Origin of the sequence: Nocardia sp. NPDC019219 (assembly GCF_040632645.1) — a bacterium.
Classification (GTDB): Bacteria; Actinomycetota; Actinomycetes; order Mycobacteriales; family Mycobacteriaceae; genus Nocardia; species Nocardia sputorum.
On the sequence record NZ_JBEYCG010000009.1, the window covers coordinates 224970 to 249143 of the forward strand.

At 65.1% G+C, this 24174-nt stretch carries 22 protein-coding genes and 1 tRNA gene; 12 read left to right on the forward strand and 11 right to left on the reverse strand.

Annotated elements, in window-relative coordinates; translation table 11 throughout:
• Positions 1-90: 90 nt before the first annotated feature.
• Positions 91-2544, forward strand: coding sequence for an FHA domain-containing protein (locus ABZ552_RS19065; RefSeq protein ID WP_357438646.1), 2454 nt, complete (start codon positions 91-93; stop codon positions 2542-2544).
• A gap of 62 nt (positions 2545-2606) precedes the next feature.
• Here ABZ552_RS19065 and ABZ552_RS19070 read toward each other — a convergent pair whose 3' ends face one another.
• Complete coding sequence (locus tag ABZ552_RS19070; protein ID WP_281876954.1) at positions 2607-5345, reverse strand: LuxR family transcriptional regulator; 2739 nt, start codon at positions 5343-5345, stop codon at positions 2607-2609.
• Positions 5346-5466: 121 nt separating this feature from the next.
• On the opposite strand from ABZ552_RS19070, the gene ABZ552_RS19075 reads away from it, so the two are divergent.
• From ABZ552_RS19075 to ABZ552_RS19085, 3 genes are all read left to right on the forward strand, one after another.
• Positions 5467-6399 (forward strand): alpha/beta hydrolase, encoded by a 933-nt coding sequence (locus ABZ552_RS19075; protein ID WP_281876953.1) that lies wholly within the window; start codon positions 5467-5469, stop codon positions 6397-6399.
• A 74-nt stretch (positions 6400-6473) separates the two neighbouring features.
• The gene (locus tag ABZ552_RS19080) at positions 6474-7250 is read left to right on the forward strand and encodes an alpha/beta hydrolase (RefSeq protein WP_281876952.1); all 777 of its coding nucleotides are present in this window, start codon (positions 6474-6476) and stop codon (positions 7248-7250) included.
• Between the two features lie 12 nt (positions 7251-7262).
• Positions 7263-8114 (forward strand): alpha/beta hydrolase, encoded by an 852-nt coding sequence (locus ABZ552_RS19085; protein WP_281876951.1) that lies wholly within the window; start codon positions 7263-7265, stop codon positions 8112-8114.
• A gap of 13 nt (positions 8115-8127) precedes the next feature.
• Here ABZ552_RS19085 and ABZ552_RS19090 read toward each other — a convergent pair whose 3' ends face one another.
• Positions 8128-8622, reverse strand: coding sequence for a heme-binding protein (locus tag ABZ552_RS19090; RefSeq protein WP_357438651.1), 495 nt, complete (start codon positions 8620-8622; stop codon positions 8128-8130).
• Between the two features lie 38 nt (positions 8623-8660).
• On the opposite strand from ABZ552_RS19090, the gene ABZ552_RS19095 reads away from it, so the two are divergent.
• Positions 8661-9092, forward strand: a complete 432-nt coding sequence (locus ABZ552_RS19095) for a MarR family transcriptional regulator (RefSeq protein WP_281876949.1) — start codon at positions 8661-8663, stop codon at positions 9090-9092.
• A 50-nt stretch (positions 9093-9142) separates the two neighbouring features.
• Here the strand turns inward: ABZ552_RS19095 and ABZ552_RS19100 are convergent, their stop codons facing one another.
• On the reverse strand, positions 9143-9715 hold the full coding sequence (locus tag ABZ552_RS19100) for a TetR/AcrR family transcriptional regulator (protein WP_281876948.1): 573 nt from the start codon (positions 9713-9715) through the stop codon (positions 9143-9145).
• 250 nt (positions 9716-9965) lie between these two features.
• Here ABZ552_RS19100 and ABZ552_RS19105 point away from each other — a divergent pair, with 250 nt between their 5' ends.
• The 3 genes from ABZ552_RS19105 (at position 9966) to ABZ552_RS19115 (ending at position 12956) form a co-directional block, all read left to right on the forward strand.
• Positions 9966-10442 carry a DUF1772 domain-containing protein gene (locus ABZ552_RS19105; protein WP_357438655.1) on the forward strand — a complete coding sequence of 159 codons (477 nt, stop codon included), beginning with the start codon at positions 9966-9968 and terminating at the stop codon, positions 10440-10442.
• A 104-nt stretch (positions 10443-10546) separates the two neighbouring features.
• Positions 10547-10948 (forward strand): PPOX class F420-dependent oxidoreductase, encoded by a 402-nt coding sequence (locus tag ABZ552_RS19110; RefSeq protein WP_357438658.1) that lies wholly within the window; start codon positions 10547-10549, stop codon positions 10946-10948.
• Positions 10949-12161: 1213 nt separating this feature from the next.
• Positions 12162-12956 carry a hypothetical protein gene (locus tag ABZ552_RS19115; RefSeq protein ID WP_357438661.1) on the forward strand — a complete coding sequence of 265 codons (795 nt, stop codon included), beginning with the start codon at positions 12162-12164 and terminating at the stop codon, positions 12954-12956.
• A gap of 131 nt (positions 12957-13087) precedes the next feature.
• On the opposite strand, the gene ABZ552_RS19120 is transcribed toward ABZ552_RS19115, so the two are convergent.
• The 3 genes from ABZ552_RS19120 to ABZ552_RS19130 all read right to left on the reverse strand — a co-directional run bounded on the left by ABZ552_RS19120 (position 13088) and on the right by ABZ552_RS19130 (position 15060).
• On the reverse strand, positions 13088-14185 hold the full coding sequence (locus tag ABZ552_RS19120) for a hypothetical protein (RefSeq protein WP_357438664.1): 1098 nt from the start codon (positions 14183-14185) through the stop codon (positions 13088-13090).
• Positions 14186-14251: 66 nt separating this feature from the next.
• Positions 14252-14779 (reverse strand): hypothetical protein, encoded by a 528-nt coding sequence (locus tag ABZ552_RS19125; protein WP_357438667.1) that lies wholly within the window; start codon positions 14777-14779, stop codon positions 14252-14254.
• Between the two features lie 71 nt (positions 14780-14850).
• Entirely contained in the window at positions 14851-15060 is a 210-nt protein-coding gene (locus tag ABZ552_RS19130) for a hypothetical protein (RefSeq protein ID WP_280294631.1), read from the reverse strand.
• 922 nt (positions 15061-15982) lie between these two features.
• Between ABZ552_RS19130 and ABZ552_RS19135 the strand changes: the two genes are divergently transcribed.
• Positions 15983-17254, forward strand: a complete 1272-nt coding sequence (locus ABZ552_RS19135; RefSeq protein ID WP_357438670.1) for a helix-turn-helix transcriptional regulator — start codon at positions 15983-15985, stop codon at positions 17252-17254.
• Positions 17255-17265: 11 nt separating this feature from the next.
• Complete coding sequence (locus ABZ552_RS19140; RefSeq protein ID WP_357438672.1) at positions 17266-17736, forward strand: SAM-dependent methyltransferase; 471 nt, start codon at positions 17266-17268, stop codon at positions 17734-17736.
• Between the two features lie 152 nt (positions 17737-17888).
• On the opposite strand, the gene ABZ552_RS19145 is transcribed toward ABZ552_RS19140, so the two are convergent.
• The 3 genes from ABZ552_RS19145 to ABZ552_RS19155 all read right to left on the reverse strand — a co-directional run bounded on the left by ABZ552_RS19145 (position 17889) and on the right by ABZ552_RS19155 (position 20228).
• The gene (locus ABZ552_RS19145; protein ID WP_357438675.1) at positions 17889-19163 is read right to left on the reverse strand and encodes a hypothetical protein; all 1275 of its coding nucleotides are present in this window, start codon (positions 19161-19163) and stop codon (positions 17889-17891) included.
• On the reverse strand, positions 19160-19921 hold the full coding sequence (locus ABZ552_RS19150; RefSeq protein WP_357438678.1) for a bifunctional DNA primase/polymerase: 762 nt from the start codon (positions 19919-19921) through the stop codon (positions 19160-19162). The genes ABZ552_RS19145 and ABZ552_RS19150 overlap by 4 nt, the downstream gene beginning before the upstream one ends.
• 82 nt (positions 19922-20003) lie before the next feature.
• Complete coding sequence (locus tag ABZ552_RS19155) at positions 20004-20228, reverse strand: helix-turn-helix domain-containing protein (RefSeq protein ID WP_357438681.1); 225 nt, start codon at positions 20226-20228, stop codon at positions 20004-20006.
• Positions 20229-20379: 151 nt separating this feature from the next.
• Here ABZ552_RS19155 and ABZ552_RS19160 point away from each other — a divergent pair, with 151 nt between their 5' ends.
• Together ABZ552_RS19160 and ABZ552_RS19165 are read left to right on the forward strand one after the other, a co-directional pair.
• On the forward strand, positions 20380-21195 hold the full coding sequence (locus tag ABZ552_RS19160) for a helix-turn-helix transcriptional regulator (protein ID WP_357438684.1): 816 nt from the start codon (positions 20380-20382) through the stop codon (positions 21193-21195).
• Positions 21196-21226: 31 nt separating this feature from the next.
• Positions 21227-22453 carry a site-specific integrase gene (locus ABZ552_RS19165; RefSeq protein WP_357438687.1) on the forward strand — a complete coding sequence of 409 codons (1227 nt, stop codon included), beginning with the start codon at positions 21227-21229 and terminating at the stop codon, positions 22451-22453.
• 66 nt (positions 22454-22519) lie between these two features.
• On the opposite strand, the gene ABZ552_RS19170 is transcribed toward ABZ552_RS19165, so the two are convergent.
• Positions 22520-22595, reverse strand: a tRNA-Thr gene (locus tag ABZ552_RS19170).
• Between the two features lie 62 nt (positions 22596-22657).
• Entirely contained in the window at positions 22658-23863 is a 1206-nt protein-coding gene (locus ABZ552_RS19175; RefSeq protein ID WP_281876922.1) for a DNA polymerase III subunit delta', read from the reverse strand.
• Between the last annotated feature and the right edge of the window lie 311 nt (positions 23864-24174).

Sequence of the window (24174 nt, forward strand, 5' to 3'; positions counted from 1 at the left end):
ATCACAAGATCCGGGACCGGCGCTCTCGCGACGATATCGCGGGTGTCCGACTATTGCGGCGACAGTGTGGCGGAGTCGTATACTCGCGTAATGGCGGGTGAAGGATCCTCCACGAAATTCCCCGAAGCGCCGGTTCTCGTGGTGCAGACACGAGAACGCGTCTATCGCCTTCGCGCCGGAGGTTCATACAATATCGGCCGCGATCCGGCCGCCGATATCGTCGTCACCGATCCCCGTGTTTCTTCGCTGCACGCCGTCCTGGAGCGGGGATCGGACGGCTGGGAGATCGAGGACGCGCACAGCCTCAACGGAACCTTCTTCGACGGTCACCGGGTCGACCGGATGGTGATCGACCACGACGAGACGTTCCAGTTAGGTCACGCCATGGACGGTGAGCAGCTGAGCTGCTCACTGGAATCACCGGCAGGCCCCGCGACCGACGGCGATCCCGGTGGCGACACGATGGTCGTCCGTGATCCGGGCTACGCCCTCGACGACGAAGCGACGGTCACCAAGTTCCATTCCGCCCTGCCCCGGCGGGTTTCGCGAGCGTCCTCGGCGGCAGCGCCGCCCAGCGCGGTCGTCCGGATCACCACGGGCACGCTGCGGATCGGGCGCGCCGCCGACAACGACATCGTCGTGCCCGATCTCATGGTCTCCCGCCATCATGCCGAACTGCAGGTGATCGGCGCGGGCCGGTACCGGATCGTCGACCTCGACAGCCACAACGGAACCTACGTCAACGGCTCCCGGGTCGAGTCCGTGGAACTGTCGGAGGCCGATCTGGTCGGCATGGGGCACACCACCTTCCGGCTGGTCGGCGACGAGTTGCGCGAGTTCGTCGACACCGGCGACGTGTCGGTCTCGGTGCAGAACCTGGTGGTGCGGACCGCGGAAGGCAAGGTGCTGCTCGACGAGGTGAGCTTCCCGATCCCGGAGCGCTCACTCGTGGGCGTCATCGGACCCAGTGGCGCGGGCAAGTCCACCCTGCTCGGCGCGGTCACCGGCTTGCGGCCCGCGACGGAGGGGACGGTCCGCTACGACGGACGCGACCTCTACAGCGACTACGACGAGCTCCGGCACCGGATCGGCCTGGTTCCGCAGGAGGACATCCTGCACAGCCAGCTCGCGACGCGGCGCGCCCTGCTGTACGCGGCCGAACTGCGTTTCCCCGGTGACACCCGGAGCGAGGAGCGGGAGCAGCGGGTCGACGAGGTCCTCGAGGAACTCGGCCTGGCACGGCACGCCGACACCCGCATCGATAAGCTCTCGGGCGGGCAGCGCAAACGCGTCAGCGTCGCGCTGGAGTTGCTGACCAAACCGTCCTTGTTGTTCCTCGACGAACCGACCTCCGGTCTCGATCCCGGCCTGGACAAGACGGTCATGGAAATGCTGGCCGAGCTGGCGCATGACGGACGCACCGTCATCGTCGTCACACACAGCGTCGCGAATCTCGATGCCTGCGACCGCTTGCTGGTTCTGGTGCCCGGCGGACGGCTGGCCTACTACGGGCCTCCCGCGGAGGGATTGCAGTATTTCGGGCAGCGCAGCTGGGCCGAGGTGTTCCAGGCATTCGACCGCGACGAGGACCGCGACTGGGCCGGAGAATTCCAGGCTTCCTCACGCTTCCAGGATTACGTGGCGGTCGGGCTCACCGACGATGTCGGTCCGGCGGAAGTGCGGCCACCGGCGCCGCCGCCCGCGCCCCAGTCCAAGCTCAGCCAGCTCAGCACGCTGTGCAGGCGCTATCTGGCGGTGATCGCCTCGGACCGAAGCTACCTGGCGCTGCTCGGCGTGATGCCGCTGATTCTCGGCGGTTTGATCGCCGCGGTGCCGTCAGGCGAGGGATTCGCCGGGGCGCCGGGCAGCAACGTCGATGCCCCGACCAAGCTCATGATCCTGGCATTCGGCGCCTGCTTCGTCGGCACCGGCAACGCGATTCGCGAGATCGTCAAGGAACAGACGATCTACCGCAGAGAACGCGCGGCCGGCTTGTCGAGCGGCGTCTATCTGATGTCGAAATTCCTGGTCCTCGGCGTGATCACCACCTTGCAGGCGGCAGTGTTGTTCGTGATCGGCACCATCGGTGTGAGCATGCCCGCGAAAGGTCTGTTCACCTCGGCCGAACTGGAGCTGATCCTTGCGATGGCGATGCTCGGCATCGCATCGCTGGCGCTGGGCTTGCTGGTGTCGGTGATGGTGAACACGTCGGAGAAGACGCTGCCGTTGCTGATCGTGTTGTCGATGGCGCAACTGGTGCTCACCGGTGGTCTTGTGCGGCTACCCGGCACACCCGTTCTGGAGCAACTGTCCTACCTGTCGCCGTCACGGTGGGGCTTCGGCGCGGGAGCCGCCACCGTCGACCTGGACACCCTCTCCCCGCACGAGGGCGCCCCCGACCCCCTGTGGAAACACACCCTCGGCACGTGGCTATTGGATATGGGAGTAGTCGCCGGGCTGGGCGCCATCTTCCTCGCGCTGGCCTGGTACCGCCTCTACCAGCTGCGTCCCCGGCGCCGCGGCGCCCGCCGTCCAGGACTTTGACGCCCGGCGTGCAGGCGGTGCGGAAGGCATCGACTGGCCGACGGCCTGAGGTGGCGCTCCGTTCAAAGCTGGTGCCGCAGTTCCCGCCGTGAGGTGACGCCGAGCTTGCGGAAGATTTTGCGCAGGTGGTACTCGACGGTGGCGGTGCTGAGGAACAACTCGGCGGCGATCTGCTGGTTGGTGATGCCGGACGCGGCGAGATTGGCTACCTGCAGTTCGCGAGCGGTCAAATCGTAGAGGGTCGAGGGGTTGCGTCGGCGGGGTTCTTCGCCGGTCGCGGACAGTTCGGCTCGGGCGCGTTCGGCGAACGCGGTGGCGCCCATGTCGAGGAATGTCTCGTGGGCGGCGCGGAGTTGGTCGCGGGCGGCGCGGCGGCGGCGCCGACGCCGTAGCCATTCGCCGTAGAGCAAGCGGGTACGCGCCAGTTCAGGGATCAGCGGCGTCGATTCCAGCAGGGACAGCGCCTCGAGGTACAGCGCTTCGGCTGCCGGGCCATCGGCGCACAGGGCCTGGCTGCGCGTCAGAACCGCTCTGGCCCAGGGCGTTCCGCTGGCGGTGGCGCGCTCGGTCAATCGTCGCAGCGCCTGCCCGGCCACGCGCGTATCGTTGGCGCGGCAGGCCGCCTCGATCAGATCAGGCAGCACGATGTTGCCGAAATGCGGTGGGTCTTCGTCGAATATCACTGACGCCGCCTCCTGCGCTTCGGGATACCGGCATTGGCCCAGCCGCAGGATCACCAGTGCGGTGCGCGCGATCTGCACCTGAAGCCCGCCCGGCCGCTCGGCGTCGGGACCGGCCTGCACGCGCACTGCGGCCAGGGTGCGGATCTCGTCACCGCGCCAACCGTGCAGCAGCGCGTCACTGCTCTCGGCATAGCGCAGATCCGCGCGGATCGCGGTGGCGACATCCATGAATTCGGCGTAGTACGCCGCTGCCACGGCCAGTCGTCCGCACAGCACCGCATGGGTCGCGAGGCCGTGTGTCGCGACTTGCAGCGCGCGTAGTGCGCCACGCCCGCGGGCGGCCACGGCGTAGCGCCGGGCGGCTATACCGAGGACATCGACATCCCACAGTTCGATGGCGAGCAGCGCGCCGAGCAGGAACCAGCGTGCGGCCTCTCCGTTCTCCGCGCCTTCGGCGAGCATTGCCGTCTGCGCCTGGCGCAGCCGCGGCACCGCCGAGACGTAGTCGCGGCCGACCAGTTCGGCGTGCGCCTCGAGCAGCAGATCGGCGAGGGTGGGCGTCTCGGAAGCCCGCGGTGTCTCGAGCGCGGTCTCGGCGATGCGTCGTGCGCTCATGCCGGAGCCGATCCGGGCGACGACGATGACCGCGTCGAATGCCTCGAGCAGCGTGTCGCGCGCGGCACGGACATCGAAGTCGCGGAAACCCAACGCGGCTTCGAAGAGGAGGGGGACCGCACCGGTGCGGCCGAGCATCACGTTCAAGAAGCCCCGCAACCGCATGGTGTAGGCGTCGAGGATCGCGACGCCGAGGTCCGGTGTCTGCTTATTGAGCAGTTGTTCGGCCAGGTGGGGAGCACCCGCGGTGAGAGCGGCGCCGGCCGCGGTGAGCAAGCGCGCATTGCGTTCGGGACCCGTGGGTGTCAGTTCGGCGGCGCGGCGCAGGAAGGCCGCCTGCGCCAGGTGTCCGCCGCGTTCCCCGGCGCGCGCGGCCGCGGCTTCCAATTCGGCCGCGACCTCGGCGTCGGCGTTCTCGACGGCTCCGGCCCGGTGCCAGGCGCGGCGATCCGCATCGCGGATCGGGTCCGCGGCCTCGGCCAGTGCGGCGTGGATCTGCCTGCGGCTCATCCCGGGGGCGCCACCGTAGACGGCCGACCGGATCAAGGGGTGGCGGAAGCGTAGTGCACCGGATCCCGTTTCCTGGACCAGCAGTTCGGCTCGGCCGGCTTGCTCCAGCGCGATGTCGAAGGCCGTGGAGCTCAATGTGGTGAACGCACGCCGGATCAGGTCCGGATCGTCCTCGGCGGCCGCGGCCACCACCAGCAACAAAATCTGGGTCGCCGTGTCCAGGGCTCGGGTACTGCGCAGGAAGCGCTCCTCCAGTCGGCGGTCCAAGGGGAGGTGACCGCGCAGGCCGGGCTGGATCGGACTGCCCTCGCCGAGTGCGCGCGCCAGTTCGAGAATCGCCAAGGGATTGCCATCGGTCTCGGAAAGCAATCGCATCGCGATCACATGGTCGACCTCGGCGACGCCCGCGGTCTCCAGCAGTCGCGCGGCCTCCGGGTCGGACAGTCCCGCCAGCGGCATTTCCGGCAGCCCGGCCAATCCCGGATCCGGGTCGTCGTCACGGACACCGAGCAACAGCACGATCGCCTCGGCGTCCAATCGCCGGGCGACGAACGCCAGCACCTGCGAAGATTCGCGGTCCAGCCAATGCGCGTCATCACACACCGCCAGCAAGGGGCGCTCGGCGGCAGCCTCGGCGAGCAGGGTCAAGGCGGCCAGGCCGACCAGGAACTGGTCCGGCGGGGCCGGGGCCGCCAGCATGCCGAATGCCGTCTCCAGCGCGTCGCGCTGCGGTCCGGGCAGGCGACCGCGCTCCCCCAGCAGCGGCAGCAGCAACCGATGCAGCCCCGCGAAACCCAACTCCTGTTCGACCTCGACCCCTGACACGCGCATGACCCGTATCCCGGAGGCGTTCGCGATCACCTGCTCCAATAGCGCCGTTTTGCCGATACCCGCAGGTCCCCGAATCACCCGCACCGCACTGAGCCCGGACTCCGCGTTGTGCACCAGACCCGCGAGTTCGGCGGCCTCCGCTTTCCGGCCATGGAGAAACATGCGAACAAGTTAACTAACGGCAATTCACACCGCTCGGCACTAGGGGGTTCCAAGGATTCGGACCGCGGTGAGAGCAGGCACTGTGCGGGGTGTCCCTACTCGATTTCGTGCAGGAGAGCACATGAGCAAACCCGTCCTGGAGCCGGCGGCGCAGGCCTTCGTGGAGGCCACCGCCAATCCTCCCTTTCTGTTCGATCTGGGCCCGATCGAGGGTCGCAAAGCCGTCGACGAGGTCCAGTCCCCCGAGATCGAGGTACCGGGCACCGACCGCGAGGTGCTGTCCGATCCGGATCTGACCGTATTCCGGCCATCCGCAGTGACCGGCCCCCTGCCGGTGATCCTGTACATCCATGGCGCGGGCTGGGTTTTCGGTAACGACCACACCCATGGCCGGCTGGCCCGTGAATTGGCCGCGGGTGTGGGCGCTGCGGTGGTGTTCGTCAACTACAGCCTCTCGCCGGAGGCGCGCTACCCCACCGCCCTCGAGCAGGCATTCGACGCGCTGCGGTGGATCGCGGACGAAGGGGCCGGCCATGGGCTCGATCCCGCGCGGATCGCGGTGGCCGGGGATTCGGTCGGCGGGAACATGAGCGCGGCGCTGACCCTGCTGACCAAAGAGCGCGGCGGACCGACGTTGGCCGGGCAGGTGCTGTTCTATCCGGTGACCGATGCCTCGTTCGACACCGGCTCCTACCGGCAGTTCGCGACCGGCTACTTCCTGCGGCGCGACGCCATGGAGTGGTTCTGGGACCAATACATCAGCGATCCGGCCCAGCGCAGCGAGATCACGGCCGCGCCGCTGCGCGCGGGCAGCGAACACCTAGCCGGACTGCCGGAGGCATTGGTCATAACCGCCGAGGCCGACGTACTGCGCGACGAGGGCGAAGCCTACGCCGACAAGCTGCGCGAGGCGGGCGTTGCGGTGACCGCGGTCCGCTACCAGGGCATCATCCACGATTTCGTCATGCTCAACGCGCTGCGTGGCACCCATGCCGCCGAAGCCGCCATCACCCAGGCCATCGCATTCCTCCGTCGAGTCCTGGCACAACCATGACCACTTCGCCCGAACCCAACGAAAACCGGCGCGACCATAGACCACGCCGGTCCGCGTACCGGAAGGCCGCACCCATGAGACGTGCAGTGAACAAGACCTTGCTGGCGATGGTGAGCGTGGCGGCGGTGGCCGGTGCGACCGCCCCGGCCGCCGCTTCATCCGCCCCGCCGACCATCGTGCTGGTGCACGGCGCGTTCGCCGATACGACCAGCTGGGACGGGGTCGCCACAAGGCTGCGCGCGGACGGCTACCGCGTTGTGACGCCCGACAATCCGCTGCGTGGACCCGTCGGCGACGCGGCGGCCGTCGAGCGGACTCTGTCGAGTATCGACGGACCCATCGTGCTCGTCGGGCACTCCTACGGCGGTGCGGTCATCACCAACGTCGATGATCCCGACGTGCAGGCGGTGGTCTACATCGCCGCGTTCGCCCCCAGGGAGGGCGAACCGATCGCGATCGCGCTGGACCCGATCCGGTTTCCGGGCAGTCGGCTGCAGCCACCAGCCCTGGCGCTGAAACCGGTGGACACCGGCCTCGACGGCTACGTCGAACCTGCCTACTTCCACGAGGTATTCGCCCAGGACGTCGACGCCGCCACCACCGCCACCATGATCGCCCATCAGCGCTCCATCGCCGCCACCACCAATATCGAGCCGTCGGGTCCAGCGTCCTGGTCCACAACGCCGAGCTGGTACCTGGTCTCCGCCGAGGACCGGGTGATCCCGCCCGCGGCACAACGTTTCATGGCGGAACGAATGGGCGCGCACACCAGCGAGGTCACCGCCTCGCATGCCGTCCTGGTCTCTCAGCCCGCGGCAGTCGCCGCGATCATCGAACAAGCCGCCCGATAAGGGGAAAACCGCATGAGCATCACATCTTCCATCGACCAGACCACCCGCGAACAGATCGAAAAAGCCAACGCCACCGGACATACTCCGGTGGTGTTCATCCACGGCCTGTGGCTGCTGGCCAGTAGCTGGGACCGGTGGACGGAGCTGTTCGCGGCGGCCGGCTACGCGCCGGTCGCCGCCAACTGGCCTGACGACCCGCAAACCGTCGCAGCGGCGCACGAGCATCCGGAGGCATTCGCGGGCAAAACGGTCGGCCAGGTGGCCGATCACGTCGCCACGGTCATCGGCGAATTGCAGCGCAAGCCTGCCGTCGTCGGGCACTCCTTCGGCGGCCTCCTGGCCCAGATCGTCGCGGGCCGTGGGCTGTCGGTGGCGACCGTGGCCATCGATCCGGCCCCGTTCCGCGGTGTACTGCCACTGCCGCTCAGCTCACTCCGGGCGGCCGCGCCGGTTCTCACCAACCCGGCGAACCGGCACCGCGCCGTCCCGCTGACCTTCGAGCAGTTCCGCTACAGCTTCGCCAACGCCGTGAGCGAGGACGAAGCCAAGCAACTGTTCGAGACCTTCGCCGTCGCCGCACCCGGCGCGCCGCTGTTCCAGGCCGCTGCCGCCAATCTGAATCCGTGGTCGCAGACCAAGGTCGACACCGACAATCCCGAGCGCGGACCGCTGCTGATCGTGTCCGGCGAGAAGGACAACACCGTGCCCCGCGCCATCACCGAAGCGGAGTATCGCAAGCAGCAGAAGAACCCCGGCATCACCGAATTCCGCGAGATCCCAGGCCGCGGGCATGCGCTCACCATCGACAGCGGATGGCGAGAAGTGGCCGAGATCGCGCTGGAATTCGTCCAGAGATTCGCTTGAGACATTCCGTCTTCTACTTCGCCTGGGACGACGTCGTCGGTGCGGCTGAAAGCCAAGCTATCCCGGCCTCCGCGCACTGGTCGTCGTGTTCGGGCAAGCTGCCACTGACTGCGAGCGCACCGATGACGGCATCGTCGCGCCGTATCAACCGTGCACCCGCGCCTGCGATGACGGGTGTCCCTGCCACCTGATCCATTTGTGCGAACAGTGCGGGCCACGCTTGTTGCAGACGCGCCAACTCGCTGCCGTCGCGGTGAAACAGCGCCACGCTGGTCGCTTTCGCCGGGGCAACGCGAGCCGACAGCGGTGGGGCACCATCCATGCGATCGACAACCAGCAGGTGCCCACCGCCGTCGGCGATCGCAACCGAGACCCGCACGCCGAGTTCGGCGGCGTGCTCGCGCACACGGGCACTCGCAGCCCGCGCTTCCTCCGAAGTGAGTGACATCGCTACACCTTCCATATTCCTTGGGTCATCCAAGCTTGGGTGTACCAAGGATAATGGCATTCGTGGGACAGTCCAAGGAATTGACTAAGCTTCCGCCCATGGAGCTGGAGGAAGCACCCACCCGCCTGCGCGGCAAACCGAGCTGGCTGATCAGCAAGGCCGCGGCACGCGCGCACCGGCTCATCGCCGAGGCGACGGCCACGGCCGGCGGGCGCGCCTACCATTTCGCGATCCTCGCCGCGCTCGACGAGTTCGGTCCGGACAGTCAGGTACGGATCGGCCAACGGTGCGGAATCGACCAGAGCGACATGCACACGATGCTCGCGGAACTGAAAGAGCAGGGTCACGTCACACGTACCTCGGATCCCCGCGACCGACGCCGCAACCTGATCACCCTGACCCCGGCAGGGCATCAGCGGCTCGAAGAACTGGACTCGGCTCTCTCAGCGGTTCAGGAGGACCTGCTCAACGCCTTGTCACCCACCGAGCGGAATCACCTCGCCGCACTTCTCACCCGGGTGCTCGACTGAACTTCGGTCCGTGTGCGCCGTACGCGAGCCTCGCCTTCGACTTGTGCGATCTACCGGGTCCACTGGTCGACCAGCACCGCCAGGCGGGCGTCCCGTTGAGCCGGCCGCAGACGTCCGCCGCGCTCCAGGGTCGCCAGGCCGTGCAGGGCGCTCCAGCCGACCTCGGTGAAGGTCTCCGGATCGTGGTCGCCCGCGAAGGGTGAGAAGGCGGCGAACATGACGGCGAACGCGTCCCGCAGCGGCTGCGAGGCATTCTCGCCGAACGTGAGGTTCACTTTCATCAGGAACATCGCGTCGTAGAGCGCGGGCCGCGCGGTAGCGAAGTCGAGGTAGGACCGCGCCACCGCCGCCAACGCAGCGCGCGGCTCGCCGCCCGCGGACTCCAGTGCCGCGCGGCTCCACGCGGCCATCTCCGCGATGCCCTCCTCGGCGACCGCCGTGACGATCTCGTCCTTGCCCGCGAAGTGCGAATACAGCACAGGCTGGCTGTATTCGATCCGTTCCGCCAGCCTGCGCACAGTCACCGCGTCCCAGCCCTGCGACTCCGCCAACTCCCGAGCGGTGTCGATGATCAGCCGGTGCCGTTCGGCGCGTTCCCGCTCTCGTCGCGTCTGGATCCCCATAGGCTGACTATAGCACCGCTTGACAATCTAGTGCCACTAGATTGAATGGCGCCCCAAGGGGCAGACACCCTCGTTCGCCGCTCGGGCGGACAGCGTCCGCCCAGCCAGAACGGGCATGTTCCACTGGCCGATCCGAGCGCGATCCGGCAGCGGCGGTCTGGAATCTAGCAAGGCTAGACAAAATAGCGCGAGCAATGTTACCGTTGCTCCAGTTCCTAACGACGATAGAATTTCGAAAGGGAAGCCGAGAATGCTCATCATCGCCGGCCAGACCATCGCCGCCGCCGCCGTTCTCTCCAACGCCATCGTCTATGGCACCGATGTCTCCGTGGCTGTGATCACCCGGTCCGTGTACCGCAAGCTCGATGACGCGACCGTCACCATGAGTGCGGGATGGGGTCACTATTACGGCGACAAGCGCATGCCGGTTGTCGGTGTGGTCGGTATGGTCACCGCGGTGCTCACGCTGCTGATCGCGCTGTGGGCCGGGCAGATCGGCGCCGCTGTCGCGGCGGGGATCACGGTGGCGGCACTGCTCACCTGGCTCGCCTTCTACGTCCGCATCGCCAAGCCGATCAATTCCCAGCAGACCGCCGCTGCGCAGAGCGGCATCATTCCCCCCAATGCCCGTGCGCTGCAGGACAAGTGGGACAGCATTCTGAAGTACCGGGTCACCCTGCAGTTCATTGCCATTGCCGGCCTGTGCGCCGCGCTGATTCTGTTCTGATCTCAGAGCACGCGGCAAGCGACAGCTTGCGCTTCCCACATCGGACAACTTCCGGCTGATCGCCGGGGGCACGCCTGATATCGAATTCACTGAGGAGTACTGACATGACCTTTACCAGCAATGAACAGCAGTTTCTCGCGGAGGCCGGGATCGGTCGGCTGGCCACGGTGTCGCCCGACGGAGTGGTGCAGAACAACCCGACCAGCTATCGGGTGAACGCCGACGGCACCATCGATATCGGCGGTATGCGCATGCGCACCAGCCGCAAGTACCGCAACGTCGAAGCAGGCAGTCGGGTGTCTTTCGTCGTCGATCAGCAGGTCTCGTTGGAGCCGTACGTGATTCGCGGCATCGAGATACGAGGCACGGCAGAGACGCTCGAGGACCAGGAACCGCCGTTCCCTCCCCAGGAACGCTCGATCATTCGGATCCATCCCGACCGGATCATCTCCTGGGGCATCGACGGCGACTCCTTCGACTTCACCAGCCGCCGCGCCGAGCAGTAGTCCCGTCCACCAGACCGGAACCGCCGTTGACCTGGCCGTCCTTGGAGCCGCCTGGGGGAATCGAACCCCCGACCTTTTCTTTACGGATCGTCGCCAGCACACCGTTAGCAACGATTCCCAATCATGCCCACTAGCAGCGGAACTCGGCGGAATGTAGTACCGGTCTCTTCCCATCGAATCCGGTCGGCATTCACTGAAAACGTGTCGTTAGCGTGTCGCAAGTCGAATGATCCGATCCCACCATCCACCTGGTGTTCTGCCAGTGCCGTATAGCGGTCCTCCCTGCGCCACGACTCGACTTCAACGACCGGCCCCAGGGACACCCCTCCCCCACCCGACAACACAGCACCGCACCGCTCTGTTGATCCCGATGTATACGGGTTCCAAGGGGTGTTTGCCGTCGCCTGGTAGATTTCGCGACCACTTCGAGTTGTCCGCTGTGGGCGAGTCACGTGACAGTGCCTCAATCGACCCAACTCACTCCACGGATGTGCCGGCATCCACTCCTCTCGTGTCGCCTGCACTCGGGCGCAACACAAAGAGCGAACGGCCGACAGTCTCCTGCGGGTCTTCCCGTTCGGCCCTCGTCTCGATTTGCTCTGTCCCTCAACGCATGAGACTGCGTACGCTAAGCGAAGCTTGTCACTATCGAAGGAAGAAGGCAAAGTGACGGTTGGGAGCGACCGGCAGGGGCGTCCACTGGCAGTAGGTGACCCCGTAACCTTGGTTGGTGGAATTGCCAATAGGGGCGGCGAAGCTGGGTGGCGGTCCCACGGCGAAGTGGACAGATTCGGACCGGTCAATGTACAAGTCCGGATTACGGACAGCGCTGATGAGTCACTGATCGGAATGGTCGTCCCAGTGCCCGGCCGCCACCTCTTGTACGGACACTCGGGGTACGTCCGGGCATCGGACGGAATTCGAGCCGCGATGGAAGACGGCAAACGAGCAATGGAAGCTGAAGTTAGTAGCCGATCCGACGAAGCGCTCCGGGAGTTGATCAAGGCTGCCCGTGAGCGATCGATCATCACACCAGAGCAGGGCCGACAGCTGTGGGCGCTTCGGAAGGAAATGAACTGAACTCTTGTCGAGATGCCGACCGCCTCGGGGGCTCAAACGAACCATCCAGCCGATCGAGCTGCAAACCGCCGAAACACGCGCCCCGCGTCATATCCGGGTGCACTACCATCCCAACATCCATAAGCTTGGTGGCATGGGAATAACGGGAATCGAGAGCGCACGGCACAAGCTCGGCCGTGCGCGACATCACATTGAAGCTCTCGGGAAGGAGTTGGAAGCATTCGTAAAGTCGGACCCGCTCCAGTACGAACCACGTTGGGACTACGACGAGGAAGCCGACACGTTCGCCTGCACCTTGCATGTCACGAAATCGACCGAAATCCCAGACGAGTTCGCCCTGATCGCAGGCGACGTCCTCACCAATCTTCGAGCCGCCTTGGATCACTCCATCTTCACGCACGTACTGAATAACTGGCCACAAGCGAAGGGCCGCGCACTCTCCAAACGAGAGATCAAGAGCATTCAATTCCCGATCGTTGACGAAGAACTCAAGCCTGAGCACGGGGCGCGCTTCGCGCCTCACGTCCGCAGGGTCATCGAACGTATACAGCCGTACAACGGCGGAGAAGCACTCGAACTGCGAACCCTCCGAGAACTCGTCAATGCCGACAAGCATCATTCCTTGCTGGTCACTAACGGCGCGGAATTCCACATCCAGGTACAGCACGATCTCAGATATGAGCATCACTCAAACGAGACGTACGAGGGGACCGTCCTCGACGTAGGCGCCAGGTTCGCGAGAATTGTGTTCAGACGTCGCCGTGACGTCAGGCAGCAGCCGAGCGAGTTCGTCAAATTTGACATCGGCTTCCCCATCCAAATCGCTATTCCTCCAAACGATGCGCTACAGCCGATTGATATCTGCCTCAAGCGACTTTGGAACATAGTCCACATCACGATAAACAACCTCGAACAGGCTGGCGTCTAGATTTTCAGCCGAAGCGCTACTGCGCTCTCGCCCAATACGTGGCTCTTAACAACCGGAACACCCGACACCGTCATGGGAAGCGTCCACGTTTGTCTGCCCCGACGAAGGCCATTGTTGTGGAATGTACGATTTCACCGGTCTCGGGTGATTCCCCGGCCACGTTCTTGCCCTTGTCCGGTGCCGCCACGCACAACGCCCGGCGCATGACCAGGCGGCTCCCGCACCGCCGCTGACGGTGGTTGTGCCTGCCCGAGCCCGAGAAGCTTCACCACTTCCGCGGGCACTCCCCGCGCTTGCAGTCGCGCCAGTTCTTCCGCGCGTTCCTTGTTGTCGGCTGCCTCACGCTCAATGCTGGCCTGTTCGCGCGCTTTTTCCTCCGCCGTGCGGGCGTCGGCTGCTTGCCGTTCCAGGCTCGCAGCATCGGCCACGTCTCGGGCCGCCTGTTCCCCAGCGTCGACGGCTTCCCGTTTCTGCAACTCATCGGGCGCCGGGAATTCCAGTGCCACTCGTTCGGCAGCCGTGCGTTCAACCCGTGCACGCTCATCGGTTCCGCGTGCTTGCCTGGCTCGCTCGGCTTCTTCTTTGGCCTGCCGATCACGTTCGATCTTTTGCGGGGCATCCGCCCGGCCGCGTGTAGCGGCTTCCCGGAACCGCAGCATCTTCGCGAATTTTTCGGCTCGCGCACGCGCTCGCGCCAGCAACGCGATTTTATCCCGCCGCTTTTGTAGCTCCTGAGCCTTTTCCTGCCCTGCCTTCTCGCGGACACCCGGCAATTCGAGCTGTTTACCCGTTTCCCTTTGCAGTCCTATCGCCCAAATCTCGCGGGCAACGTGTCGGGGGATGATTTGGTGCGTGAACTTTTCCTTGAAGTCGCGGACCAAACCATCTATGAGCTTCTGCACTTCCGGCGACCTGTATTCGCCCTCGACGGTCCGGAGTACGTGTTGCTGTATTTCACCCTTGTCGAGAAGCGCTCGAACAACCTCCAGCTGCTTCTCATCTTTAGGCGAATCCATTCTGCCAGACTTTTCTTCGATCGTGTAGATCAGTCCGCGCACGTCCTTGATTTTGTCGAACCTGATCGACACACCGGCAGCGCGGAATTTCTTCGACTGCTGCACGTAACCGTTCTCGCGGTCGCGAAAGTACCGATATGTGCCGTTCTCGAATATCCTGCCACGCGTATTGTTGTCGTAGTTATGGCGGTCTCTGTCGTATCCATCCGACATAACTGGCCACGCCCCCCGTTTGCGCTACGTCGGGTTGAGTGAGTGTCGAGTCGTTACGCCACGGGGCTAGGTTTCCTGGCCGCGTTTGGCTTCGTGGTCGGCCGCGTACTCACGTAGCGCTGCTGCTGCGTACGAGAACATGCCGTCGTACGCATCGGAAGAATGATTGATCATGTCATTCATTAGCGCCCAGGCGGAAATCTCGTCCTCGTCGTAGGTGTCACATTCGAGCGCCGGATTCAAGCTGTCGTAGAAAGTGCATTCATCGTCGGACGATTCCCATTCAATCCACCGTGCGCCCGCGAATTTGATATAGCATTCGCCGATGAAGCAAATGAATGCGTCGGCCATGTCGGCGTTCTCGGGAGCCATCGCGGTAGCCATGTCCGGGAACAGGTCCGCGACAATTGGGTTGAGCCGTTTCACCTCCGCCGAGTCTTCCGGCCATGGTTCCGAAGGAATCTCACGTATGCCCGCGTAGTCCATGAACTTCTGGGCTTGCGCCTTGCGGCGTTCAGGGTCGACCCATTTCCCCCATTCGGTCTGCTCGACGGGTACGCCGAGATCCATGGTCAACTGCTCGTCATTCCCCACGCCTGGCTCCTTCTCGTGATGGTCCGAACAGGTCAGTGTCGCGCGTGCACAGGTCACCGGGCAAGGAACCATCATCGCTCGACATACAACCGCTCACACGGCAACCTGGGCCAGCCCTCAGCGCTATCAGGGAGCACGTTCACGGCGTCGACATAGTGCCGTTCCCGATGCTCTTGAACGAACATCAGAGCAGCGGTGAGACAGGCAGCGAAGTCGAACCGTGCGCCGTGCAGGAACACCGACAGATGCACATCCGGATCGTCCGGGAGCGGCGAAGTCATCGCGCATTTCTCCGGTCATCAACCACTCGGAAGCCGATCCACGGGCAGACACCACCGATGTTGCGTTCGTGCTCCCCGATCGTGCCGTCGACCAACGGGACCAGGCGCAGGCAATGTCGGCTGTCCGGGCACCGGACGTGCGTTACGAAACCGCGCTGCCCGTTGGGTGCGCCGTCTGCCGTCTTCCACCATCGGCACTGCGAGAGCGGGACCGTGCGGTCAGACATGAGCGACCGCCCAACGCCTACCTGGACCGCCACAGGCACGGATGCAGTCGACCACAACCATTCCGGATGGACGGAACCTGTCTCGGGGTGTCTCGATCCAGTGCCGGACAGCGCCGGACTCAGCCGTGGGCGAGGGCAACGCGACCGTTCCGCCCTCCCGGACAATCGACACGTTGATCCGGAACAGCTCCGCGAATAGCTTTGTGTCTTCAGGCAGATCGGGCCTGATCAGATACGTCCACCTGTTCGAGCGAGGATGCGCCACGATCGGCCCTAACGCGTCTCTCCGCCGCCGCATCACGTCTCTGACAGCGCGACCCAATGGCGCAGGCATGGTCAGTGCCCCCACGTGCGACGAGCGCATGATGATCCGACCCAGCTCGGGCGGGTCGATCACCGCAGGCAGATCGCACACACGCCGGTAGAAGTGGCACCGCGACACCGGGGTGTCCCCAAACGCTATGTGGCCCATGAAGACCTCTACTCGTATCGGAAAGGCTTAGGGTGCGCCCGGTCCTCGACAACCCCCTGATCGGTACCCGAGGACGGGATGTTCTGCGGTATCTGCGGTTCCGCGCTCCCTGCCGGGCGCACATTCAGATGACCATGGAAGATGAGCCGAGAAATACGGATTGGTGTCCACAACGCATCCACAACCAGCTAATACGCGTCCGAAACCAGCTAGATTCGGCGGTATGGACAGTCACGCCGCGATCGTCGGTGCGCAGCTTCGAGCAGCCCGCGAAGCCGCTGGAGTGTCCCTGGCTGCACTGGCTACCCAGATCCACTACAGCAAGTCCGTACTTGCCTACTACGAGACCGGACAGCGCACGCCGACGCCGGATGTCATAGCGTGGTATGAAAAGCGTTTTGGTCGTATCCAAGACCCGCTAGTGACCTTGCTCAACCTCGGAAAGGCTGACGTGGAACGCCGCTCTTTCCTACGTGTTGGATACTCCACAGCACTCACCGCGTCCGTCCTGCTCCCGAGCTGGCTCGACCCGGCGGCGTCTGGCGTGCCACACAACGAAGCCGGCGTTCGACACGTGGGGAAAGCCGACGTAGCCGCCGTGCGAGACGTAATGCTCGTGTTCTCGCAGATTGATCAGCGACTTGGTGGCGGACATGGACGGACCGCCGTCGTTCAATACCTGACCAACGAGGTAACCAGCTACCTGAAAAGCTCTTTTGCCAGCGAGACTGTCCGACGTGACATGTTCGCAGCGGCAGCCGAAATGGCATACCTGGTCGGCTGGATGGCGTTCGACAACGACGAACACGCCGCCGCACAGCGCTACTTCGCCACATCGACCCAGCTTGCAGCCGAAGCAGATGACGACCCATTGGCCGGTCACGTACTGCGCGCCATGGCACACCAAGCCGTCGACCTCGGGCACCCCGAACAAGGGCTACAACTTGCCGAAGCCTCGGTCAACGGCAACCGCTACCGAGCCGCTTGCCCACGTGAGCGGGCGCTGCTGAAGGTTGTCCACGCCAAGGCATTGAGCGCGGCCGGTCGGACCGCCGAGTCAGCGAAAGTCCTTCTCCAGGCCGAACAGGACCTTGCGGCCGCTTCCGACGCGGATCACGAACCCACTCGGGTGTTCTTCTTCTCCGAAGCAAGCCTTGCCCACGAAACCGCTTGCGCGTTGCGGGACGCGGGCGACCTCGCAGGGGCCGCCGACCAGTTCCAGCTCAGTGTCCGCAAACGCCAGGCCACAGCATTCACCCGGACTCACGCGGTAACGCTCGGCTACCTCGGCACCGTGCAGGCCCACAGAGGTGAACTCGAACAGGCTTGCGCTACCTGGACATCGGCACTCGACACCATGGACGGTGTCCAGTCAGGGCGCACCAGGAAAGTTGCTCGTGACATACGCGCAACCGTGGCACCTTATCGGCACATCGCAGCTGCGAGCGAGATCGATGAACGGGCCGCAGACTACCTAGCCGCCAACGGGAAGTAGGACCAGGTCGAATGGCAGACGAAGTGTTTGAAGTAGTGCCGATTGCCCATGTGGTGGGTGGCCGTCGCGAACCTACAGACGATCACTGGGGCGGTACCCAGGCAATCATCCGTATAGATGATCCCCGGTTCACCGAAGAGTCCGTGCAAGGCTTGGACGCGTTCAGCCACCTCGAAATCGTGTTCCGGTTCCACTTGACCGACCAAACCGATTTGCACTTCGGCGCGCGCAGTGCACGCGACAACCCCGCATGGCCGAAGGTCGGCATCTTCGGGCATCGGAACATGCGACGCCTCAACTGGCTCGGGGTATCCCGTACTCGGCTGCTCCGTGTAGAGGGCTTGGACCTGCACGTAACCGAACTGGACGCGGTAGACGGCACTCCCGTGCTGGACATCAAGCCGTGGTTTGCCGAGTTCGGCCCACGTGGAGAGGTCCGGCAAGCTCCATGGTCCACCGAGATGCTCAAAGACTATTTCTAGACCGACGGAAGACCCCGCCCCTTCGTTCGAGGAAGGTGGCAGGGCTCCTTGGTTCATCGGGCGCGCGTACACCGCGTACGGCCGGTACACCCCTCATTCTCGCTGGTAGAGCCTAGTTTTGAGGGGTGTACGTCCCGTACACCGTGTACGGGCTACCCGGCTTCGGTCAACCGGTAGCGGATGCCACCGTGAGCGTCGGTGGCGATGAGGAGGCCCGCGTCCACCAGGTCGTTCAGCGCGTCTTCGAGGACCGGGCGGTGCATGTTGTTCACACGTCTGCGGATCTCCGATCCGGTCAACTCGGGGCCATTCTTCCCGCGCAGGACGGTCAACACTGCGTCACGCGCCTTGCCGCGCCGGTGGTCGTGTTCGGCTTCCTCCCGTTCCACCGACGCGATCCCTTTGGCCCGATTCGCATGCGTAAACCGTTCGTTCAACGCCCGCTGCGTGGCGGTGCGGGTCTGGTCGGAGAACACCATCACATCTCCGGCCAGTGTCCAGTCTTCATCGCTGACGACGCTGCGCCCGTCCAAGATCATCAGCGCCGCCGCAACCTTGAGCCTGCACAGCAGTGCGTGACCGTTGAGCGCATCGACGTTCTCACCACGCAACTGCGCCAGTCGATGACGACGAATCGCGGCGTGCGCCCGCTTCGGGATGGCGAGTTCGCAGGGCAGCCACGCAGGACTACGAACCGTCCAGGGCTCCGGCGCGACCGGGGTGATGTCGGGTGCGCCAGGGTCGCGGACATCCAGCCACACGAACCGCTGTGTGGTGCCGCCATCGGCACCCGCGAACAGCGTCTCGGCCCGCAACGGTTGCACGCCGACCGTGAGCGCGGCCCGATACGAATGCGCTGCCACGACCGACCGGGTTGCCTTCTGCGCGTTGGTGAAGCCGAGCTGTTCTCCGCTGTAGAGCTTGCGGAGTTCGCCTTCCACCGTCGCACCCTGCCGACCGAGAAGCGAGGCAAGAGTGTCGATCTCGGGCACAGCGAACAACACCCGCTCAACCTCGTTGCCCGCGTCGTCCGGTGTGCCTGCGGGCCGGAACGTCCGCGAGATACCCTCGCCCGAACCCAGGGGCAACACCGGGATCTCAATCAGCTTGCCCCCGTGGTCCAGGAACACCACCGCATCACGTGCCGCGGATTCACTCGCCCCCTTGCCCGCACCCGAAGGACCGACCAGGGCCACGAACATGTTCAGCGACGTCGGACCGCCAACCGTCGCGGGCAACAGCACATGCGGCGGCACCGACGCGACAGCACGCGCCAGCACCACACCCAACGTCGACCACGGCCCACACATCCGAGCCCGCGCGAAGTCCCGCACATGGGTCAGCACCGGCCGCGCCTGCCAGAAATCCACTTCCGGCGCGTCGGTCGAATCCACCACCGCGTTCGCGTAGTCCACCAGTACCGTCACGCCGCACCCCGCTGCGCTGACCGCATCGTCTGGTCGACTTCGTGGCGGGGCAACCCGATCTCCTGAGCCGTAGTCGCGAGCGCTCGCAGCACGGCAGGATCGCCGCCTTCGGCGTAGGCGCGGCAGGCGGCCCAGAACAGGACGTTGTTGCGCTGCCCCGGCGCAGCCTGCCGAACGATCCGGACCAGCCCCTCACCCGAGCCACCGCGACGCCGGTACGAGCGGAACGGCAGGACCACGGGCACGCACACCCGACCACGCAGATGCTCCGGCAACGGTGCGATACGCGCCCGATTGGCCCACCAGTACCGGGTGCCGCTCGGGTGCACGCTCGGAGGGGCTACGACATAGCCGGTTTCGGTCTTGATGTCGATACCCCGCCCGCCTTCGAGCTTGCCGCGCACCTTGCCGCCGCAGCGGAACCACAAATGGCAGCCGCCACCGCCCGTGACAGCGGTCCAGGTTTTCGGAATCTCCCCCAACGCTTCAACGCTGCCACCCGAACGCGGGTCCACATCGAGCACGACGACCCCGGCGGGCGGGCGAACCCCGATGTTGTAGGCCGGGTTACGCGACCACCATGCGCGGATCTGTTCAGCGTCGGTAGTCGCGTCGTCCTTGCCGTGCTTGGTCACGGGAACCTTGCCCCGACGAGCCAACGGCAGCACCCCCAGTCCCGCACGCGCATACGCCAACGCGTGATCCACATGCGCCCCGACCTGATCGGGCGCGCTGTCGGTTGCTGTAGACTCGGTCACTGTTGCTGGAACATCCTTCCTGGTAGTCGGGTGTTTCGAGCCCCGGTTCGTGTTGCAGCACTGGCAGGGGCTTCTCTTTTTCCTAGGCAGCATCCGAAACGCTGCCGTCCTCGAACTGCGCGTTTTCCCACGCGACCACATCCGAGAGCCGATAACGGCAGTAGCGTCCGATCTGTGCGTAGCGCGGCCCCTTCTGCGGCGAGCGTGCGGCCCAAGCCGCCAGCGTCTTGACCGGCACCTTCAGCCGCGCCGCCAGTTCCTCGCGCGTGAGCCAGTCATCCCCGTTGATCAGCGCAGACGTTTCCATCCCGCCTCCAATCGCAATTCTCGATGAAGCCCATTTGCATTCATCGCATATCATAGTACAGACTAGATTGGCGGCCAGATTGTCGAAAAACTGCATAATGCCTGGTCGTCCACTGAAGGAGACGAAATAACGTGAGGAAGGACACATTGACATGGATGCTGACCGCGCGGTTGGCAAGCGCCTGGAAGTCCTCCGCGTCAGGCTTGGCCTGAGTCAGGAGCAGATGTCAGAGAGGCTGCGCGCTGCTGGTGTCAACTGGTCGCAGGGCACCCTGTCGCGCGTCGAGACCGGTCAACGAGCGATGCGATTCACCGAAGCGCTGGAAGTCGCCACAGCTCTGAACATCGACGCCACCGAACTTGCCCCCGACGGAGGCGGATTCGTCTACCTGGCGCGCAAGGTCCGTCGCGAACTGGCGGAGCACGAAGCCGCGATCCGGGAAGCCGAAACCAGACTCGAATTAGCCACACGCAGCCGGAACCGTGCCGAACGCCAAGCCGACATCATTCAATTCTGCGTAGAACTTTCGCTAGGACGGCAAGGCCCCTACACCGTGGGCACGTCCCCGGTGGGCTTCCTCAACATCTTGCAAGACACCGTGTGGAGCATCGACCCAGCCAGTGCAGCAGCGGTAAATCAAGGCGGTCGGGACGCACTGCGTCTACTCGTAGACCTCGGCGTACACGAAGCAGCCGTACGCAAAGCCCGCGCCCGCACCGAAGCCGCCTACCGCGAAGCCATCAAACATGACGAGGGAGGCAAGCCCTGGATAGTCCCGCCTTACTACCCCATACCGTCAGGCAGCGCCGTTGCCGACGCCCTAGAAGAGGACTCGCTCACAGACATCTACGACAAGTTGATTGTCGGCGCAGCCGCAGATCTGTTCACCAAGAACTTTCCCTACGTCAAGTTCGGTCACACATCCGGCGACAACTTGATAGACGGCCTCGAACGCCAAACTGATTGACCCACAACAGAATCTAGCAAGGAGAACACCCGTGCCCAGACAGGCACTCGCCATCGGCACCTACGGCAAGATCAGCTGCAAGCAGCAGTCCAACGGAAGTTGGCGCGCGACGACCCGCTACCGCGATGACGACGGCGAAACTCGAACAGTCCAAGCATTCGGGCCGACCAAGGCCAAGGCAGAGGGCAACCTCAAGGACAAGCTCAAGGACCGTAACCCTGGACAGGACAAGGCCATTACCCGCGAGACCAAACTTGCGGAGTTGGCGGACCTGTGGCTGAACGAACTCGAATACGAGAAACGAACCACGCCCCAGACGATCGAGCTGTACCGCGACGAGATCGACATCTCCACCGACAAGCGCGCCAAGAAGGACACCATCAAAATCAAGTCCGCCCTGGGAGGCGTGCGAGTCAGGGAGGCCACTACCTCACGACTGGACCGCCACCTGAAGAAGGTCGCTGAGGTCGGCGCATGGAAGGCGCGCATCCATCGCGTGATCCTGTCCGGCATGATGGGGCTCGCTGTCCGGCACGACGCCATCACCCAGAACCCGGTCCGAGAAGTCGCACGCATCCACCAGAAGCGCGAGAAGCCGCGCGCAGCTGACATCGAGACGTTGACGGCATTGCGGGAACAGCTCAGAGTGTGGCAGTCCGGTGCCGAGATCGACGGCACCCCGGCGTACGTGTCTGGCCCGAAGCGCTCCCGGATGATCCTCGATATTGCAGACGTTCTCCTCGGCACTGGCGTGCGCCCTGGCGAAGTGCTGGCGATTCGTTGGTGTGATTTAGATCTCGCCGCTGAGGTTCCTAGGGTGACGATCTGCGGGACGATCATTCGCCTGAAGGGCACCGGAGAAGGCAAGGGGCTTATCCGTCAGGAGTGGACCAAGACCGACGCCGGATATCGATCCATCGCGCTGCCGAAGTTCGCTGTGGACACCCTCATGCGCCGGAAGCTCGACGCGACGCCGAACAAGCTCGATCTGGTTTTTCCGAACCGGAACGGCGACATCTACGACCCGCACAACTTCCGCCGCACCTGGCGAGAAGCGCGAGGGACCACCTTCGCCTGGGTCACGCCGAAGACGTTCCGCAAGTCGGTTGCGACACTGATTGCGAACGAGCACAGCGCAGAGGGAGCAGCAAGCCAGCTGGGCCACGCCGACGACGGCGCGACGGCCCGTAAGCACTACATCGACAAGCCGCACGAAGCGCCCGACTTCACGGCAATCCTGGACCGCCACGCAAGCTAAACCGTGTCGTTTCCGTGTCATCGGGCCTGATTACGGCCCGCAAATATCTGAGTTTCCGCTGGTAGATGGAGCCGCCTGGGGGAATCGAACCCCCGACCTTTTCATTACGAGTGAAGCGCTCTACCGACTGAGCTAAGGCGGCGTGCCTTTCGGCCAGGGCAGTCTATCGTCTCACGGCCCGATCGCGAAAACGGGTGGTCACGGTCACTGCGCGCGGGCCGCGATGAGGGCGGCGGCCATGGCGGCGAGGGCGAAACGGGGTTTGACGTTCAGGTCGAGCGCCGTGCGGCAGGCGAGAACGGCTTCGATGGACTGCAGCAGGCCCTCGGGTCGCATGCGGTCGGCCAGATCGTGAATCTCGTCGGACAGGTCGGGGTGGGTGAGGGCGACGCCGGAGCCCAGCCTGGTGGCGCCGAAGCGGACGGCCAGTGCGTCCCGGTAGACGCCCGCCACGTCGATCAGGGCGCGGTCGAGGGCATCGCGGCCGGTGCGGGTCGCGCGGGACTTCTGCCGCCGCTCCAGGTCCTTCAGCACGCCGGCGGAGCCGCGGGTCGCGCTCGCCGCGCCTTTGCCGGTGCCGCCCGCGCCCAGCGCGGTCGCGAGTTCCTCGCGCTCGCGTTCGTCGCGGGCCGCGCTCATCTGCTTGGCCTCGTCGTCGGCCGCGCGCACCAGCTCGTCGGCGGCGGCGTAGGCCGCGCCGGGCTTCCCGACCGCGGCGACCAAGGCCAGAGCGCGCTGGCGGCGGGCGCGCGCCTCCGCGTCGGTGGCGAGCCTGCGGGCCCGGCCGACATGGCCGCCGCTGATGGAGGCGGCCCAGGTCGCGGTCTTTTCGTCGAGGTCGTCGCGCTCGCGCAGCACCCGCGCGATGGCGGGCACCGACGGCGTCACCAGGTGCACGTGCCTGCAGCGGGAGCGCAACGTGATCGAGATGTCCTCGGGATCGACCGAGGGCGCGCAGAGCAGGAACACCGTCCGGTCCGGCGGCTCCTCGACGACCTTGAGCAGCACGTTTCCTGCCGCCTCGGTCAACCGATCGGCGTCCTCGATGACCACCACCTGCCAGCGGCCGGTGCTCGGCCTGCGTGAGGCCACCTGCACGATCTCGCGCATCTCCTTCGTACTGATGCTCAGCCCCTCGGGCACCACGCGGCGAACGTCGCCATGTGTGCCCGCCATGGTCGTGGTGCAGGCGTGACACCTGCCGCACCCGGGCGTCCCCGGGTCGGTGCACTGCAACGCCGCCGCGAAACACAGCGCCGCGACGGATCTGCCCGACCCCGGCGGGCCGGTGAACAACCAGGAATGCGTCATCGCGCCCTCGACCGCGCCCCCGCGCGCCGCGACGGCGGCAGCCGTCAGCTCGGACTCGACCGCCTCCTGGCCGACCAACCGATCGAAGACTCCCGCCACGGCGTACACCCTATCGGTACCTCCCGACAGTTCGGGCCGATGCCGGACCACCCTCGCCGCAACTGCGACGTGCGTACTCCGTCGAACACCCCGTACGGCCCGCAGCAGTCCTGCTGGTTCCTGACCAGCGAGCCGACTCCCGGATCGCGTCCACGGACGCGCTGGACCGGCACGTCTTGTCGCCCGGACCAGCCAGGGCGCTCGCGCCTGCTCGAAGAGTTTCCGCGCTCGGCGATGCGCTGGAGAATCCTTCGACCATCGCCGAGATCTCCCGACCGTTCGGCGAGCGCCATTGCGCCCGCTCGACAGCC

Bases quoted from the DNA above. Each gene is read 5' to 3' on its own strand.
- ABZ552_RS19075 (WP_281876953.1), top strand. From the start codon at position 5,467: ATGAGCAAACCCGTCCTGGAGCCGGCGGCGCAGGCCTTCGTGGAGGCC.
- ABZ552_RS19105 (WP_357438655.1), top strand. From the start codon at position 9,966: ATGCTCATCATCGCCGGCCAGACCATCGCCGCCGCCGCCGTTCTCTCC.
- ABZ552_RS19070 (WP_281876954.1), bottom strand. From the start codon at position 5,345: ATGTTTCTCCATGGCCGGAAAGCGGAGGCCGCCGAACTCGCGGGTCTG.
- ABZ552_RS19095 (WP_281876949.1), top strand. From the start codon at position 8,661: ATGGAGCTGGAGGAAGCACCCACCCGCCTGCGCGGCAAACCGAGCTGG.
- ABZ552_RS19080 (WP_281876952.1), top strand. From the start codon at position 6,474: ATGAGACGTGCAGTGAACAAGACCTTGCTGGCGATGGTGAGCGTGGCG.
- ABZ552_RS19160 (WP_357438684.1), top strand. From the start codon at position 20,380: ATGGATGCTGACCGCGCGGTTGGCAAGCGCCTGGAAGTCCTCCGCGTC.
- ABZ552_RS19065 (WP_357438646.1), top strand. From the start codon at position 91: ATGGCGGGTGAAGGATCCTCCACGAAATTCCCCGAAGCGCCGGTTCTC.
- ABZ552_RS19155 (WP_357438681.1), bottom strand. From the start codon at position 20,228: ATGGAAACGTCTGCGCTGATCAACGGGGATGACTGGCTCACGCGCGAG.
- ABZ552_RS19140 (WP_357438672.1), top strand. From the start codon at position 17,266: ATGGCAGACGAAGTGTTTGAAGTAGTGCCGATTGCCCATGTGGTGGGT.
- ABZ552_RS19100 (WP_281876948.1), bottom strand. From the start codon at position 9,715: ATGGGGATCCAGACGCGACGAGAGCGGGAACGCGCCGAACGGCACCGG.
- ABZ552_RS19115 (WP_357438661.1), top strand. From the start codon at position 12,162: ATGGGAATAACGGGAATCGAGAGCGCACGGCACAAGCTCGGCCGTGCG.
- ABZ552_RS19130 (WP_280294631.1), bottom strand. From the start codon at position 15,060: ATGACTTCGCCGCTCCCGGACGATCCGGATGTGCATCTGTCGGTGTTC.
- ABZ552_RS19090 (WP_357438651.1), bottom strand. From the start codon at position 8,622: ATGCCATTATCCTTGGTACACCCAAGCTTGGATGACCCAAGGAATATG.
- ABZ552_RS19110 (WP_357438658.1), top strand. From the start codon at position 10,547: ATGACCTTTACCAGCAATGAACAGCAGTTTCTCGCGGAGGCCGGGATC.
- ABZ552_RS19085 (WP_281876951.1), top strand. From the start codon at position 7,263: ATGAGCATCACATCTTCCATCGACCAGACCACCCGCGAACAGATCGAA.
- ABZ552_RS19120 (WP_357438664.1), bottom strand. From the start codon at position 14,185: ATGTCGGATGGATACGACAGAGACCGCCATAACTACGACAACAATACG.
- ABZ552_RS19135 (WP_357438670.1), top strand. From the start codon at position 15,983: ATGGACAGTCACGCCGCGATCGTCGGTGCGCAGCTTCGAGCAGCCCGC.